We start from the raw sequence: 14,009 nt of genomic DNA, 5'->3' as shown, positions 1-14,009 counted from the left end.
ATCTTCATACGTAGACGCCATCTACATAGGGAGACGAGTCATGACGGCCCTCACGGCCGATGCGGCGACCGCGGCGACCCGGCTGCGCGACGGGATGGCGAGCGGCGTGCTCTCGTTCCCGCTGACCAGCTTCACCGGCACGAAGGAGGGCGGGGGCGACGGCGCGACCGCCCTCGACCTGCCCGCGTACCGCGATTACCTCGCGGCGCAGATCGAGACCGGCCCGGGGGCGATCTTCCCGGCGTGCGGCACAGGGGAGTTCTTCTCCCTGGACGAGGACGAGTACCGCGAGATCATCACCGCGGCCGTCCGCGAGGCCGACGGCAGGCTGCCGGTCGTCGCCGGGATCGGTTACGGCTGGGCGCAGGCGGCCCGGTTCGCCCGGATCGCGGAGGAGGCGGGCGCGGACGCCGCGCTCGTCCTGCCGCACTACCTGGTGAAGGGCCCGCAGTCGGGGCTGGTCGAACAGGTCCGGCAGATCGCCGCCCGCACCCGGCTGCCGCTGATCGCGTACCAGCGCGACCAGGTCGCCTTCACCATCGACGGCCTGCGCGAGCTGGCCGCGATCCCGGGCGTCATCGGGCTCAAGGACGGGCACAGCGACCTCGACCGGCTGCAGCGCCTGAAGCTGGCCGCGCCGGAGGACTTCCTGTTCTTCAACGGCGCCGCGACCGCCGAGGTCCAGGCCCGCCCGTACGCCAGCATCGGCATCACCGCGTACTCGTCGGCCGTGCACGCCTTCGCCCCCGAGATCGCGAACGCCTTCTTCACCGCCCAGCGGGACGGCGACGACGCTACGGTGGAGCGGCTGCTGCGCGACTTCTACGTACCCCTGGTCGAGCTGCGCGACCGTGTCCCCGGCTACGCCGTTTCGCTGGTCAAGGCGGCGGCGCGGCTGCGCGGGCGGCCGGTCGGCCCGGTGCGCGCACCGCTCACCGACCCCGGCCCGGACGATCTGGCCGACCTCGACGCCCTTCTGACCACCGGACTCGACCTCGTGGGAGCCGCTCGATGACGCAGATCCAGGCGCAGACGACGCACGCCGAAGCCCTCGCCATCGCCGAGGTGCGGCTGACGCCGATCCTCGTCGCCGACCCGCCGCTGCTGAACACCCAGGGCGTCCACCAGCCGTACACCCCCCGGCTGATCATCGAGGTGGTCACCGAGGACGGGACGACCGGCATCGGCGAGACGTACGGCGACACCAAGTACCTGGACCTGGCCCGTCCGCTGGCCGAGAAGCTGCCCGGCCACAGCGTCACCGACCTGAACGGGCTCTTCACGCTGGCAGACGACGTCGCGGTGGACGCCTCCCGGGTCGAGAACTCCGTCGACGTCGGCGGTCTGCGCGGCGTCCAGACGGCGGACAAGCTGCGGCTGTCGATCGTCTCCGGCTTCGAGGTGGCCTGTCTGGACGCCTGGGGCAAGGCGACGGGCCTGCCGGTGCACGCACTGCTCGGCGGCAAGGTGCGCGACCGCGTCGAGTACAGCGCGTACCTCTTCTACCGCTGGGCCGAGCACCCGGACGGCGTCGCCTGCGAGCCCGACGACTGGGACGCGGCCGTCGACCCGGCCGGGGTGGTCGCCCAGGCCGAGCGCTTCACCCGCGACTACGGCTTCACCTCCTTCAAGCTCAAGGGCGGCGTCTTCGAACCCGACCAGGAGATCGCCGCGATCCGCGCCCTGGCCGAGCGCTTCCCCGGTCAGCCGCTGCGGCTGGACCCCAACGGCGCCTGGTCCGTGCCCACGTCGCTGCATGTGGCGGAGGAGCTGCGGGACGTCCTGGAGTATCTGGAGGACCCGACCAGCGGCACGCCCGGGATGGCCGAGGTGGCCGATGCCACCGGAGTTCCGCTGGCCACCAACATGTGCGTGACCACCTTCGCGGAGATCCGGGAGGCGTTCACCACGGGCGCGGTGCAGGTCGTCCTCTCCGACCACCACTACTGGGGCGGGCTGCGCAACACCCGTGAACTGGCCGCCATCTGCCGCACCTTCGGCGTGGGCCTGTCCATGCACTCCAACACCCATCTGGGCATCAGCCTGGCCGCCATGACGCATGTCGCGGCGACCGTGCCCAACCTCGACTACGCCTGCGACAGCCACTACCCGTGGCAGACCGAGGACGTGATCACCCAGCGGCTCACCTTCCGCGACGGCCGTCTCGACGTCACCGACACCCCCGGGCTCGGTGTCGACCTCGACCGCGACCGGCTCGCCGTACTGCACCAGCGCTGGCTGGACGACGACGGCACGATGCGGGACCGCGACGATGCCGCCGCGATGCGCGTCGCCGACCCCGCGTGGGAGACCCCGGCGATTCCCCGCTGGTAGCAGTACCCGTACGTCCGTCCGGTCCGGTCCGCCGAGGGGGCGGCCCGGACCGGTTGTGCGCTTCACCTTGACGTTGAACCGATTCATCGCTTCCATCGTGACCGCACCCCCCACCTGGGAGCGCTCCCAGACCCGCTCCCCCCGCGAGAGGACCCCCTCCCATGCGCAGACTCTTAGCGTTTGTCATGGCCACGACTTTGCTGTTGCTGGGGCTGAGCCTGAGCGCCACCGCCGCCCACGCCGCCCCCGCCGCGCCCGAGGCCCCCGCGAAGGCCCTGGGGAACGGCTCGGTGAGCGACCCGAACATCGTCTACACCGGCCGCTGGGACCTCGGTTCCACCACCGCGGCCGTCCCCAACTGGACCGGCGGCTACCTCCAGACCGCGTTCACCGGGACCACGGTGAAGGTCCAGGCCCGGAACGCGGTGAACTTCTACGCCAGCGTCGACGGCGGCGCCGACGTCTTCTACGCGGGCGTCAGGGGCACCGTCAACCTCACTCCGACGCCACTCCCCCAGGGCAACCACACCCTCCGCGTGTCCTACCGCTCCGGTGACACCGTCTTCCAGGGCCTGGTTCTCGACGCGGGCGCGGGCACCACCGCCCCGCGCGTGCCGGGCAAGCTCATCGAGTTCGTCGGCGACTCCATCACCGCCGGAGCCCTCACCGACCGGCTCGCGCTCGACTCGTACGGCTGGAAGACCGGCGAACAGCTCGGCATGCGCCACACCCAGATCGCCCGCGCGGGGTACTGCCTGGTCGGCAAGAGCGGCTGCGTGGGCCTGGCCACCCAGTTCTTCAAGACGGCCTCCACCGGCGACCAGAGCTGGGACTTCTCCCGCTACCAGGCCAATGCCGTCGTCATCAACCTCGGCACCAACGACATCGGGCACAGCGTCACCGGGCCCGAGTTCCAGTCGGCGTACACCGCCCTTCTCCGCGACATCCGCGGCAAGTACCCGAACGCGGCCCTCTTCGCCGTCCAGACCCTCAAGAAGCGGTACCTGACGGAGACCAAGGCGGCCGTGAGCGCGCGCAACGGCGCGGGCGACGCGAAGGTGTACTACGTGGACACCAGCGGCTGGCTCACCGACGGCACGGACTACGAGGACGGCAACGGTCACCCCAACGAGGCGGGCCACACCAAGTTCGCGAACCGCCTGGCCCCGGTCATCAGCGCCAAGCTGTCCGCTGCCACGGTGAAGGCCACCACCACCGCCGCCACCACCACCGCCGCCCCTGGCCAGCCGGGCGACCCCAACATCAAGTTCAGCGGCCGCTGGGACACCCGGACCTCCGCCACCGCCTACACCCCGTACTGGGCGGGCGCCTACTTCCGCACCGGCTTCACCGGCCGCACCGTCAAGCTCAAGCAGCGGGGCGCCATCGACCTCTGGGCCAGCATCGACGGCGGCCCCGCCACCTTCTACGACGAGGCCAAGGGCACGGTGAACCTCACCCCGACCCCGCTCGCCGCCGGAAACCACACCCTCCAGATCAACTACCAGGTCATCGCGGGCAGTTACCACGGTGACGCGGTCTTCCAGGGCCTCACCCTCGACAGCGGCGCCACCACCTTCGCCCCGGCCGCCCCGAAGAAGCTGATCGAGTTCGTCGGCGACTCCATCACCGTCGGCACCACCACCTCTCAGAACGCCCGCACCGCCTACGGCTGGCTCATCGGCGAACGCCTCGGCGCCGACCACACCCAGATCGCCCAGGGCGGCGCCGCGCTCGTCGACACGGCGGACGACCGGATGAGCCTGGAGCAGCAGTTCACCAAGCTCAACCCCAACGCCGCCACGCCCGCCTGGGACTTCTCCCGCTACCAGGCGAACGCCGTCGTCATCAACCTCGGCACCAACGACGTGGGGCGCGGCGTGAGTTCGGCGCAGTTCCAGGCGTCGTACACCAGCCTCCTCCGCAAGGTCCGCACCGCCTACCCGGGCGCCTGGATCTTCGCCCTGCGCACCTTCAGCGGCCGCTTCGGCACCGAGACCAAGGCCGCCGTCACCGCCCTCGGCGACGCGAAGTCGTCCTACGTCGACACCACCGGCTGGCTGGCCTCCGGCGACCTCTCCGACTCCGTCCACCCGAACGACCAGGGCCACCGCACCATCACCACCCGCCTGGCCCCTCTCATCTCCGCCAGGCTCGGCGGCTAGTCCCTCTCGTAGAGACCAGTGGGGTCTCGCGCACGCGAGGCCCCACGGCGGGATCAGACGGTGAGGACGAGCTTGCCCCGGAGGTGACCGCTGTCGAGCAGCCGGTGCGCGTCGGCGACGCGCTCGAACGGGAACGTCTCCTGCACGTGGACCCGGAGCCTGCCCTGTTCGACGAGGTCGACGAGACCTCGCAGGGCGACCGGATCGGGGTCGACCGCGATGCCGCTGAAGCGCATGCCGGCCGCCTCGTACTTGGCGATGAGCCCCGAATCCTCCTCGGCGACCGCCGTCACCAGGTGACCGCCCGGGCGGAGCACTCCGAGCGACCGCTCGACGGTGTCGCCGCCGATCGTGTCGAGGACGACATCGATGTCGCGGACCGCCTCGGTGAAGTCGACCTCCGTGTAGTCGATCACCTCGTCGGGGCCGAACCCCTCGACGAACTCCCGCTTGCTCCCGCTGGCGGTCGCGACCACGTGCGCGCCGAGCGCCTTCGCGATCTGGATCGCGACATGGCCGACCCCGCCACCACCGCCGTGGACCAGGACGCGGTCGCCCTCCCTCACGCCGCCGAGGTCGACGAGACCCTGCCACGCCGTCAGCCCGACGACCGGCAGCGCCGACGCCTCGACGTGCGAGAGCGATACCGGCTTGCGTACCAGGTGCAGCGCGGGCGCCGACACGACCTCGGCGTACGCGCTCGCCGCCCGCGGGAACAGCGGCATCCCGAACACCTCGTCGCCGGGCCTGAACCGCCACGTCTGCGGCCCCTCCTCGACCACGCCGCTGATGTCCCAGCCGAGGATGAACGGCGGCCGGCCGAGCAGCGGGAACTCGCCCGCGCGCAGCCGCGCCTCCAGCGGGTTCAGCCCGATCGCCTTGACGCGGACGAGAACTTCGGTCGGCAGGGGCCGGGGCTCGGGCGCGTCCACGAGGGTGAGCACCTCGGGACCGCCGAGCGTCTTCTGGGTGATGGCTCGCATGACTCTCCTGGCTTGGGAAGGGGGAGAGAACCCAGACTAGGTTTCCGATAGGAACCGGCAGGTACCTTCGACGCGGGTACCTTTGGCGCCATGAGCGGTTTCGGCCCCGGTGGCCCCTTTCTCGCCGACTGCCCGGCGCGTCTGGCGGTCGAGCTGATCGCCGACAAGTGGACGGTGGTCGTGCTCTACGGCCTCAGCGAGGGCCCGGTGCGCCATGGCGAGCTGGTCGAGCTGATCGGCGGCATCTCCCGCAAGATGCTCACCCAGACGCTCCGACGGCTCGAGGCGCACGGACTCATCCGCCGCCATGCCTACGCCGAGGTGCCGCCCCGCGTCGAGTACGAACTCACCCCGCTCGGGGCGACGCTGATCGATCCGATCCACATGCTGACCGAGTGGGCGAGGGCGAACGGCGACGCGGTGCTCGACGCGCTCGACGCCGGTCCCGCACGGTGATCGCCCGCGCCCAGCTGGGCGCGGGGCTGATGACGGCGGTGAGGCGTCGGCGACGACGCCGAGCCGCGTTCAGCCGTCGTCCCCCATGTTCTGTCCCCCCGAAGAACTCCGCTTGTTGCCCTTCGATACGGCACGCGTCACCTCACCCAGCGCCAGGGTCACGGAGGACACCGCCCGCACCCAGCGCGGGCCGCCCCGCGCCGCCCACACGACGCAGACGCACCCTGCGACGACAAGCGCCAGGACGAATCCCAAGGCGAGCACGATCATGCTCATCACCCTCCTTCTGTTGTGGTCGCGTCATCCTCTCAGCCCGCCTCCGTCCAGGGGCCCGGCGGGACGTCACCCTGACGACGCGAGCCGCAGCAGGCGGAGTTGGCCGATCTCGGTGACGTTCTTCATGAGTTCGGCGTTCACCCAGGCGACCATGTGGGCGACGGTGTACTGCGGGTCGTTCTGCGAGGGGAACTGGGCGGTGGCGTCCAGTTCGGCGTCGCTGAGCCCGTCCAGCACCGACAGCCAGTCGTCGCGCAGACCGCGCAGCCACTCGATGGTCGGCTTCCCGGGCCCCGGCCAGACGATCTCGGTCCGCTCCCGGGGCACCCGCCCCCGGGCGTGGTCGATGGCCACGCTCCACCACCAGCCGATGTGCCAGCTCACCCAGCCGATGGTGGGAACCGGAACGGGATCGGGTTCGGGGTCGGCCCAGTCCGGCACCCAGGTGCCGTCGGATGCCTGACGCATCGCCCAGCAGAGCGGCGCGGGCTCCCAGAGGAAGTCCTCGGGCTCGATCCTCTCCAGGTGATACTCGAAAAGCGACCAGGTCAGGTCGGACTGCCAGCGCAGCAGGTCACCTCGGGAAACAGTCATCCGCCGACCCTGGCACGCCCTCCCGCGCCCCGGAAAATGGTTATTCACTCCTTGACGACCTCCGATGTTTGGCCTAGCTTCCTGACGCTACGCCAGGTCTGGACCTTTACGGGAAACTCGGAGGGGACATGCACAGACGAACGCTGCTCGGCGGCGCGGCCGCGACCGGATCGGGGCCCCGCAGCGAGCTGCGGATCAAGAACGACTACACCTCCGGGCAGGCGCAGTTCGAGTGCGACATGACGGTGAAGTCGTCCGCCCACCGGGTCTGTGTCATGCAGGTCTTCGGCGCGGCCACCCAATCGACCGCGTTCATGGCCCTGGCCATGAACAACAACAGCCTCACCTACTACGACAAGACGGACCAGGTCATCTACCGGCCGATCTACGACACCACGCTGCGGCTGAACGTCGTGCACGACACCGCCGCGCGCTCGGTGCACATCTTCGTCAACCGGGAGTTCCAGGCCACCTTCAAGGACCACGGCGCGGGGACGCACTACTTCAAGTGCGGTCTGTACGGCCGGGCGGGGATGTCCGCGCGCTCCGACTGCTACCTGCGGAACATCCACGTGTACCGCAAGTGACGTCAGGCGGCTGTAGCCCGCGCGCCGCGCAGCAGCATTCCCCGGCCGGGTTCCCGGGTACTCTCGAACGAGGTGCTCCGGCATTTCCGCAGCACAGCCCGTGTCCGGGATATGGAATCCGGCCCTGGTCTTCTTGACCGGGTGGCCGCCCCACTGGTTGGATCGGTGACATGAATCGACAGGACCTCACGCGGCGACGCCACGTCGACCTTGCGCGTGTCTCCAGCGCGTCCTGTTGCTGTCGGGCCTGAGCGAACGCCACGGATCTACGGATCCCCCGCGTCTTCCGCGTCGCCCTCTCTCCTCCCCCCTCCCCCTCACATAACGGCCTGACGGCCTGACCTGACCGTCGCGCGTCGGCCGTATTCCGCGTGCGCCTGAATTCCCCGCCAGGCGCTGATTCGCCATGCCCGTATGCACATTCCGGGAGTTCCCCATGCCCGCAGATCCCTCCACCGAATTCCACAACGACCCGCTCCAATTCGCCTATTGGGTGCCCAATGTCAGCGGCGGCCTGGTCACCAGCACCATCGAGCAGCGCACCGACTGGGGCTACGACTACAACCGCGAGCTGGCCGTGCTCGCGGAGAACAACGGCTTCGACTACGCGCTCAGCCAGGTGCGCTACATGGCCAGCTACGGCGCCGAGTACCAGCACGAGTCGACCAGCTTCAGCCTCGCGCTGCTGCTCGCCACCCAGCGGCTGAAGGTCATCGCCGCCGTCCATCCGGGGCTGTGGCATCCGGGCGTCCTGGCCAAGCTGGGCGCCACCGCCGATCAGCTGTCGGGCGGGCGGTTCGCGGTGAACGTCGTCAGCGGCTGGTTCAAGGGCGAGTTCACCGCGCTCGGCGAACCGTGGCTGGAGCACGACGAACGCTACCGCCGCGCCGAGGAGTTCATCAGCGCGCTGCGCACGATCTGGACCGAGGACCACGCCGAGGTGGCCGGGGACTTCTACCGGATCCGTGACTTCTCGCTCAAGCCCAAGCCCCTGAACAGCGTCGAGCGCCCGCATCCGGAGATCTTCCAGGGCGGCAACTCCTCCGCGGCCCGCGCCATGGCGGGCCGGGTCTCCGACTGGTACTTCAGCAACGGCAAGGACTTCGACGGCGTCACCGAGCAGATCCGGGACGTACACGCCTCCGCCGCCACCGCGGGCCGCCCGGCACCCCGCTTCGGTCTCAACGCGTTCCTCATCGCCCGCGACACCGAGGAAGAGGCCCGCGATACGCTGCGCGAGATCGTCTCCAAGGCCAACTCCGACGCCGTGCACGGCTTCCGCGACGCGGTGCGGCAGGCGGGGCAGTCCACCGCCGACGGCAAGGGGATGTGGCAGGACTCCTCGTTCGAGGACCTGGTGCAGTACAACGACGGCTTCCGTACGGGGCTGATCGGCACCCCCGAGCAGATCGCCGAGCGCATCGTCGCCTACAAGCGGCTCGGCGTCGATCTGTTCCTCCTCGGCTTCCTGCACTACCTGGAGGAAGTCGAGTACTTCGGCAAGCGCGTACTGCCGCTGGTGCGCGAGCTGGAGGCGCAGCTTCCGGACACCGAGCCCGCGCCCGCCCTCACCTGATCCCCGTACGCACGCCCCCGGAAGGGAAACGCACATGAGCACCGCCACCCGCACCGACTGGCAGACCCTCCCCCGCCCCACCGACGCCGACGGCTGGATCGGGCGCGCCGCCGAGGTCGCCGGTGTCCTGGCCACCGACGCCGCCGCCCGCGACCGGGCCGGTGCCACTCCGTACGCCGAGGTCCAGCTGCTGAAGGACGCGGGCCTGGTCACCCTCCTCGGCCCCGCCGCGCACGGGGGCGGCGGCCAGGACTGGATCACCGCGTACCGCGTGGTCCGGGAGATCTCCAAGGCCGACGGCTCCATCGGCCAGCTGCTCGGCTACCACTATCTGTGGAACTGGGCCGCCCGGCTGGTCGGCACCCGCGAGCAGTGGGAGCAGGTCGAGGCCGACGCGGCCCGCAACCAGTGGTTCTTCGGTGGCGCGGTCAACCCGCGCGACAACGACGTGGTCGTCCGGGACGAGGGCGACACCCTCACCTTCACCGGCCACAAGTCCTTCTCCACCGGCGGCAAGGTCTCCGACGTCACCGTCTTGGAAGGCGTCTTCGAGGGCACCGACCGCCATGTCTTCGCCATCGTCCCGTCGGACAGCGAGGGGCTGACCTTCCACGACGACTGGGACAACATCGGCCAGCGGCTCACCGAGAGCGGCAGCATCACGCTCGACGGCGTGACCGCCCCCTGGGCGGCCGCCGCGGGCTATGTGGACAAGGAGTTCCAGCCCCGCGTCTACAACACGCTCAACGTGCCGACGATCCAGCTGGTGTTCGTCAGCTTCTACCTGGGCATCGCGGCCGGTGCGCTGGAGACCGCCGCCGTCTACACCCGCACCAAGTCCCGGTCCTGGCTGCACGGCGGATTCGACACCGCCGTCGACGAGCCTCATGTCATCGACACCTACGGCGATCTCACCGCCAAGCTGTGGGCGGCCGAGGCGCTCGCGGACACCGTGGCGGCCGAAGGGCAGCGGCTGCACGAGGACCCGGACGCGGTCACCGAGCAGGACCGCGGCGCGTTCGAGGTCAGGGTCGCCGCGGTGAAGGCGCGGGCCACCGATGTCGCGCTGGAGGTCACCAGCCGCATCTTCGAGGTCACCGGGGCCCGCTCGACCGCCTCCGCCGAGGGGCTGGACCGCTTCTGGCGCAACGTACGCACCCACACCCTGCACGACCCGGTGGCCTACAAGCGCCGCGAGGTGGGCCGCCACGTTCTGACCGCCGAACTCCCGCAGCCCACCTGGTACTCCTGACCGCCCGCCGCTTCCCTGAAAGGGGCCACCATGGCCACCATCCTGTCCCTCTCCGGCTCCCCCTCCGCCACCTCCCGCACCGGCCGCCTGCTGCGCCACCTCGACGCCCGCCTCACCGACCAGGGCCATGAGGTGATCCCACTCGACGTGCGCACCATCCCGGCCACCGCGCTGCTCGGCGCCGACTTCGCGCATCCGGACATCGTCCGGGCCAGGACGCTGGTCGAGCAGGCGGACGGGGTGATCGTCGGCACCCCCGTGTACAAGGCCGCGTACTCCGGGCTGCTGAAGTCCCTGCTGGATCTGCTGCCGCAGTACGCGCTGGCGGGCAAGACCGTGCTGCCGCTGGCCACCGGCGGGACCACGGCGCACGTCCTGGCCATCGACTACGCGCTGCGGCCGGTGCTGTCGTCGATGGGCGCCGCGCACATCGTGCAGGGCTGGTTCACGCTCGACAAGGACATCACCGTCACACCGGACGGCGGGGTCACGGTGGCGCCGGGCGCGGCCGAGGCGCTGGAGCAGGTGGTCGACCAGTTCTCCGTGGCGCTGGGCCGTACGCCCCTGCTCGCGGCGGCGAGCTGACCGCCGCCATGACGTCCCTTCCCGAAACCGCCCACCGCGTCGCCGACGACGCGGAGGCGCTGGAGGTGGCCGCGAAGCTGGCCGAGGAGTTCCGTACGGGCGCGGCCGGGCGCGACGCGGACCGCGCCCTGCCGCGCGCCGAGCTGGACCGGCTGTCCGCGTCCGGGCTGCTGGGGATCACCGTGCCGGACGAGCACGGTGGCGCGGACGTCTCGGCGGTCACCCTCGCCGAGGTGTTCCGGCTGCTGGCCGCCGCCGATGCCAGCCTCGCCCAGATTCCGCAGAGCCACTTCGTGTACATCAATGTGCTGCGCCGTCAGGGCACTTCGGAGCAGCAGGCGTATCTCTTCGCCGAGGTGCTGGCGGGCAGGCGGTTCGGCAACGCCCAGTCGGAGGCGGGCACGAAGCACATCCAGGACATCCGTACCCGCCTGGAGCCGCGCCCCGACGGCGCGTATCTGCTGACCGGCGTCAAGCACTACTCCACCGGCGCCCTGTTCGCGGACTGGATCCCGGTGCTGGCGCGCGGCGACAACGAGGAGCTGTACGTGGCGTACGTGCCACGGGAGGCGCCGGGCGTGACGGTGGTGGACGACTGGGACGGGATGGGCCAGCGTACGACCGCCAGCGGCACCGTACGGCTGGACGGCGTGGCCGTGCCCGCCGACCGGGTGGTGCCGCATCACCTCACCTTCCGCGGCCCCCAACTGCACGGCGCCCTTGCCCAGTTGCTGCACGCCGCCATCGACGTGGGGATCGCCACGGGCGCGCTCGCGGAGGCGGTGACGTTCGTCCGCACCAAGAGCCGTCCGTGGTTCGAGAGCGGCTTCGAGACGGCCGCCGAGGATCCGCTGCTCATCCAGCGCTTCGGTGAGCTGGCCGTTCAGGTGCGGGCGGCCGAGGCGCTGCTGTCCACCGCCGCGCGGGCGGTGGACGCCGCCCGCGCGGATCTCACCGACGACACCGCGGCCGAGGCGTCGATCGCCGTGGCCACCGCGAAGGTGTCGGCGGCGGCCGCGGCGGTGGAGGCGGGCAGCGCGCTCTTCGAGGTGTGCGGCACCCGCTCGGCGCTGGACTCCCTCAACCTCCACCGCCACTGGCGGGACGCCCGTACGCACACCCTGCACGACCCGCCCCGCTGGAAGGTCCAGCACATCGGCCGCTACGTCCTGAACGGCACCCGGCCGCCCCGGCACGGCCTTCTGTAACACCCCCGAGAAACACCCCCCGCGAAACACCCCCCGCGAAATCCCCTGATCGGAGCCGCAGCCATGTCCCTCACCTTCCACTGGTTCCTGCCCACCAACGGCGACAGCCGCCATGTCGTCGGCGGCGGCCACGGGACGCCCGTCACCGCGGCCGGTGGCGACCGTCCGCCGTCCGTCGGCTACCTCACCCAGATCGCCCGCGCCGCCGAGGACCTGGGCTTCGTCGGGGCGCTGACGCCGACCGGGGCATGGTGCGAGGACGCGTGGCTGACGACCGCGATGGTCAGCCAGAACACCGAGCGGCTGAAGTTCCTGGTGGCGTTCCGCCCGGGCTTCGTCTCCCCCACCCTCGCCGCGCAAATGGCCTCGACGTACCAGCGGCAGACCGGCGGGCGGCTGCTGCTGAACGTGGTCACCGGCGGCGAGAGCCATGAGCAGCGGGCGTACGGCGACTTCCTCGACAAGCAGGCGCGCTACGAGCGCACCGGTGAGTTCCTGGAGATCGTGCGCGGGCTGTGGGACGGCAAGACGGTGGATCTGGCGGGCGAACACCTCCAGGTGGCGGACGCCTCCCTGGCCCGGCTGCCCGACCCGGTGCCGGAGGTGTACTTCGGCGGCTCCTCCCCCATCGCCGGTGAGGTGGCGGCCCGCCATGTGGATGTGTACCTCACCTGGGGCGAACCGCCCGCCCAGGTCGCGGAGAAGATCGCGTGGATCCGGGGGCTCGCGGCGAAGCAGGGCCGCAAGATCCGCTTCGGCATCCGGCTGCACGTCATCACCCGCGACACCAGCGAGCAGGCGTGGGCGGAGGCGCAGCGGCTGCTGGACGGCTTCGACCCGGAGACGGTGAAGTCCGTACAGAACGGGCTCGCGCGCAGCGAGTCCGAGGGGCAGCGGCGCATGCTGGCGCTGCACGGCGGTGGCCGGGACGGGCTGGAGATCCACCCCAACCTGTGGGCGGGCATCGGCCTGGTCCGCGGCGGCGCCGGTACGGCCCTGGTCGGCAGCCATGCGGAGGTGGCGGAGCGGATCGCCGAGTACCACCGGATCGGGATCGACGAGTTCGTGCTGTCCGGCTACCCGCACCTGGAGGAGGCGTACTGGTTCGGCGAGGGCGTGCTGCCGCGCCTCCAGCAGCAGGGCCTCTGGACCCACCCGGCGCGCCCCGCCACCGCCACCCCGCAACCCGCCGCGCAGGTGCCCTTCGCCGCGTCCGGGAGCCGATGATGGCCGCCGCCCCGGCCATCTCCTCCACGGCCCGGACATCCCCCGCGCCGCGGAGGACCACCCGGCGGCCATCGCGGCGCTGACGAGCTTGATCCCGGAGGGACATGTGGCCGGGGTTGTGGACCGCGGGGCATATCTGCTGTCGTAACAACTGGCGGGTGGACGAGGAAGCACCCATCGGCGAGGTAAACCGGCAAAGGACCTTCCCCATGAAGCGCAGCTCCATCTTTCTGCTCGTCGGCGCCCTCTTCATGGGTGCCGTCGGGTGCGGCGGGGACTCCCGCGATTACGCGGTGCCCAAGAAGCTCTGCGGCACAAAGGTCGACCCCGACATACTGGCCCCGGTGCTGCCGGCCGGCGAGGAGGTGCACCAGCGTGATATGTCGAGGGATCTCGGTGCCACCTGCGATGTTTCCGTGACCGACGAGGGCGGAAAGGGCGGCTCGTCGGTGATGTACATCAAACGGGACGCCGTCCCCGAGGGCGATGACCCCTTGAAGGTCATGAGGGACATGCTGATCCGGTCCGGCAACCCGAAGAGGGTGGACATCGGGGACGGCGCCCGGATCGCGGACTCGGCGGGGCTCGTCGTCCTGTCCTGTCCGCCGAAGGGAAAAGACACCACCCTCGCGCTGGAGGTCGATCTGTTCACCTCGACCCCCAAAGATGTCTCCGAACGCCGCAAGGCCCTGGAGCGGTTCCTGCGCTCCTACCTCCCCACCGCGGCCAAGGCGCAGGGCTGCCGTAGCTGAGAGCGGCCCCGTCG

At 70.7% G+C, this 14,009-nt stretch carries 14 protein-coding genes; 11 read left to right on the top strand and 3 right to left on the bottom strand.

Features of this window, described 5'->3' with window-relative positions; translation table 11 throughout:
• Positions 1–40 precede the first annotated feature (40 nt).
• The 3 genes from ACZ59A_RS21055 (at position 41) to ACZ59A_RS21045 (ending at position 4,499) form a co-directional block, all read left to right on the top strand.
• Positions 41–1,015: a 5-dehydro-4-deoxyglucarate dehydratase gene (locus ACZ59A_RS21055; protein ID WP_470960601.1), complete on the top strand. Its 975-nt coding sequence runs from the start codon at positions 41–43 to the stop codon at positions 1,013–1,015.
• Positions 1,012–2,334: a glucarate dehydratase family protein gene (locus tag ACZ59A_RS21050; RefSeq protein WP_470960600.1), complete on the top strand. Its 1,323-nt coding sequence runs from the start codon at positions 1,012–1,014 to the stop codon at positions 2,332–2,334. The genes ACZ59A_RS21055 and ACZ59A_RS21050 overlap by 4 nt, the downstream gene beginning before the upstream one ends.
• 185 nt (positions 2,335–2,519) lie before the next feature.
• Positions 2,520–4,499: a GDSL-type esterase/lipase family protein gene (locus ACZ59A_RS21045; protein ID WP_470960599.1), complete on the top strand. Its 1,980-nt coding sequence runs from the start codon at positions 2,520–2,522 to the stop codon at positions 4,497–4,499.
• A gap of 53 nt (positions 4,500–4,552) precedes the next feature.
• Here ACZ59A_RS21045 and ACZ59A_RS21040 read toward each other — a convergent pair whose 3' ends face one another.
• Positions 4,553–5,482: an NADP-dependent oxidoreductase gene (locus tag ACZ59A_RS21040; protein ID WP_470960598.1), complete on the bottom strand. Its 930-nt coding sequence runs from the start codon at positions 5,480–5,482 to the stop codon at positions 4,553–4,555.
• Positions 5,483–5,572: 90 nt separating this feature from the next.
• Between ACZ59A_RS21040 and ACZ59A_RS21035 the strand changes: the two genes are divergently transcribed.
• Positions 5,573–5,938 (top strand): winged helix-turn-helix transcriptional regulator, encoded by a 366-nt coding sequence (locus ACZ59A_RS21035; RefSeq protein ID WP_470960597.1) that lies wholly within the window; start codon positions 5,573–5,575, stop codon positions 5,936–5,938.
• 69 nt (positions 5,939–6,007) lie between these two features.
• Here the strand turns inward: ACZ59A_RS21035 and ACZ59A_RS21030 are convergent, their stop codons facing one another.
• Positions 6,008–6,214, bottom strand: a complete 207-nt coding sequence (locus ACZ59A_RS21030) for a hypothetical protein (protein WP_468046155.1) — start codon at positions 6,212–6,214, stop codon at positions 6,008–6,010.
• 66 nt (positions 6,215–6,280) lie between these two features.
• Positions 6,281–6,808, bottom strand: a complete 528-nt coding sequence (locus ACZ59A_RS21025; RefSeq protein ID WP_470960596.1) for a DinB family protein — start codon at positions 6,806–6,808, stop codon at positions 6,281–6,283.
• A gap of 128 nt (positions 6,809–6,936) precedes the next feature.
• Here ACZ59A_RS21025 and ACZ59A_RS21020 point away from each other — a divergent pair, with 128 nt between their 5' ends.
• The 7 genes from ACZ59A_RS21020 to ACZ59A_RS20990 all read left to right on the top strand — a co-directional run bounded on the left by ACZ59A_RS21020 (position 6,937) and on the right by ACZ59A_RS20990 (position 13,995).
• On the top strand, positions 6,937–7,395 hold the full coding sequence (locus ACZ59A_RS21020) for a polysaccharide lyase family 7 protein (RefSeq protein WP_470960595.1): 459 nt from the start codon (positions 6,937–6,939) through the stop codon (positions 7,393–7,395).
• Between the two features lie 436 nt (positions 7,396–7,831).
• On the top strand, positions 7,832–8,971 hold the full coding sequence (sfnG, locus tag ACZ59A_RS21015; protein ID WP_470960594.1) for a dimethylsulfone monooxygenase SfnG: 1,140 nt from the start codon (positions 7,832–7,834) through the stop codon (positions 8,969–8,971).
• A gap of 34 nt (positions 8,972–9,005) precedes the next feature.
• Positions 9,006–10,223 carry an acyl-CoA dehydrogenase family protein gene (locus ACZ59A_RS21010; protein ID WP_470960593.1) on the top strand — a complete coding sequence of 406 codons (1,218 nt, stop codon included), beginning with the start codon at positions 9,006–9,008 and terminating at the stop codon, positions 10,221–10,223.
• Between the two features lie 30 nt (positions 10,224–10,253).
• The gene (gene ssuE / locus ACZ59A_RS21005; RefSeq protein WP_470960592.1) at positions 10,254–10,808 is read left to right on the top strand and encodes an NADPH-dependent FMN reductase; all 555 of its coding nucleotides are present in this window, start codon (positions 10,254–10,256) and stop codon (positions 10,806–10,808) included.
• Between the two features lie 8 nt (positions 10,809–10,816).
• Positions 10,817–12,016 (top strand): SfnB family sulfur acquisition oxidoreductase, encoded by a 1,200-nt coding sequence (locus ACZ59A_RS21000; RefSeq protein WP_470960591.1) that lies wholly within the window; start codon positions 10,817–10,819, stop codon positions 12,014–12,016.
• Positions 12,017–12,079: 63 nt separating this feature from the next.
• The gene (locus ACZ59A_RS20995; RefSeq protein WP_470960590.1) at positions 12,080–13,243 is read left to right on the top strand and encodes an LLM class flavin-dependent oxidoreductase; all 1,164 of its coding nucleotides are present in this window, start codon (positions 12,080–12,082) and stop codon (positions 13,241–13,243) included.
• A gap of 209 nt (positions 13,244–13,452) precedes the next feature.
• Positions 13,453–13,995, top strand: a complete 543-nt coding sequence (locus ACZ59A_RS20990) for a hypothetical protein (RefSeq protein WP_470960589.1) — start codon at positions 13,453–13,455, stop codon at positions 13,993–13,995.
• Positions 13,996–14,009 lie beyond the last annotated feature (14 nt).

It is taken from the genome of Streptomyces sp. NPDC040405 (genome assembly GCF_055595765.1).
This window is presented reverse-complemented; position numbering and strand designations above follow the sequence as displayed.

Bases quoted from the DNA above. Each gene is read 5' to 3' on its own strand.
- ACZ59A_RS21020 (WP_470960595.1), top strand. From the start codon at position 6,937: ATGCACAGACGAACGCTGCTCGGCGGCGCGGCCGCGACCGGATCGGGG.
- ACZ59A_RS21055 (WP_470960601.1), top strand. From the start codon at position 41: ATGACGGCCCTCACGGCCGATGCGGCGACCGCGGCGACCCGGCTGCGC.
- ACZ59A_RS20990 (WP_470960589.1), top strand. From the start codon at position 13,453: ATGAAGCGCAGCTCCATCTTTCTGCTCGTCGGCGCCCTCTTCATGGGT.
- ACZ59A_RS21045 (WP_470960599.1), top strand. From the start codon at position 2,520: ATGGCCACGACTTTGCTGTTGCTGGGGCTGAGCCTGAGCGCCACCGCC.
- ACZ59A_RS21000 (WP_470960591.1), top strand. From the start codon at position 10,817: ATGACGTCCCTTCCCGAAACCGCCCACCGCGTCGCCGACGACGCGGAG.
- ACZ59A_RS21035 (WP_470960597.1), top strand. From the start codon at position 5,573: ATGAGCGGTTTCGGCCCCGGTGGCCCCTTTCTCGCCGACTGCCCGGCG.
- ACZ59A_RS21030 (WP_468046155.1), bottom strand. From the start codon at position 6,214: ATGAGCATGATCGTGCTCGCCTTGGGATTCGTCCTGGCGCTTGTCGTC.
- ssuE (WP_470960592.1), top strand. From the start codon at position 10,254: ATGGCCACCATCCTGTCCCTCTCCGGCTCCCCCTCCGCCACCTCCCGC.
- ACZ59A_RS20995 (WP_470960590.1), top strand. From the start codon at position 12,080: ATGTCCCTCACCTTCCACTGGTTCCTGCCCACCAACGGCGACAGCCGC.
- ACZ59A_RS21010 (WP_470960593.1), top strand. From the start codon at position 9,006: ATGAGCACCGCCACCCGCACCGACTGGCAGACCCTCCCCCGCCCCACC.
- ACZ59A_RS21040 (WP_470960598.1), bottom strand. From the start codon at position 5,482: ATGCGAGCCATCACCCAGAAGACGCTCGGCGGTCCCGAGGTGCTCACC.
- ACZ59A_RS21025 (WP_470960596.1), bottom strand. From the start codon at position 6,808: ATGACTGTTTCCCGAGGTGACCTGCTGCGCTGGCAGTCCGACCTGACC.
- sfnG (WP_470960594.1), top strand. From the start codon at position 7,832: ATGCCCGCAGATCCCTCCACCGAATTCCACAACGACCCGCTCCAATTC.
- ACZ59A_RS21050 (WP_470960600.1), top strand. From the start codon at position 1,012: ATGACGCAGATCCAGGCGCAGACGACGCACGCCGAAGCCCTCGCCATC.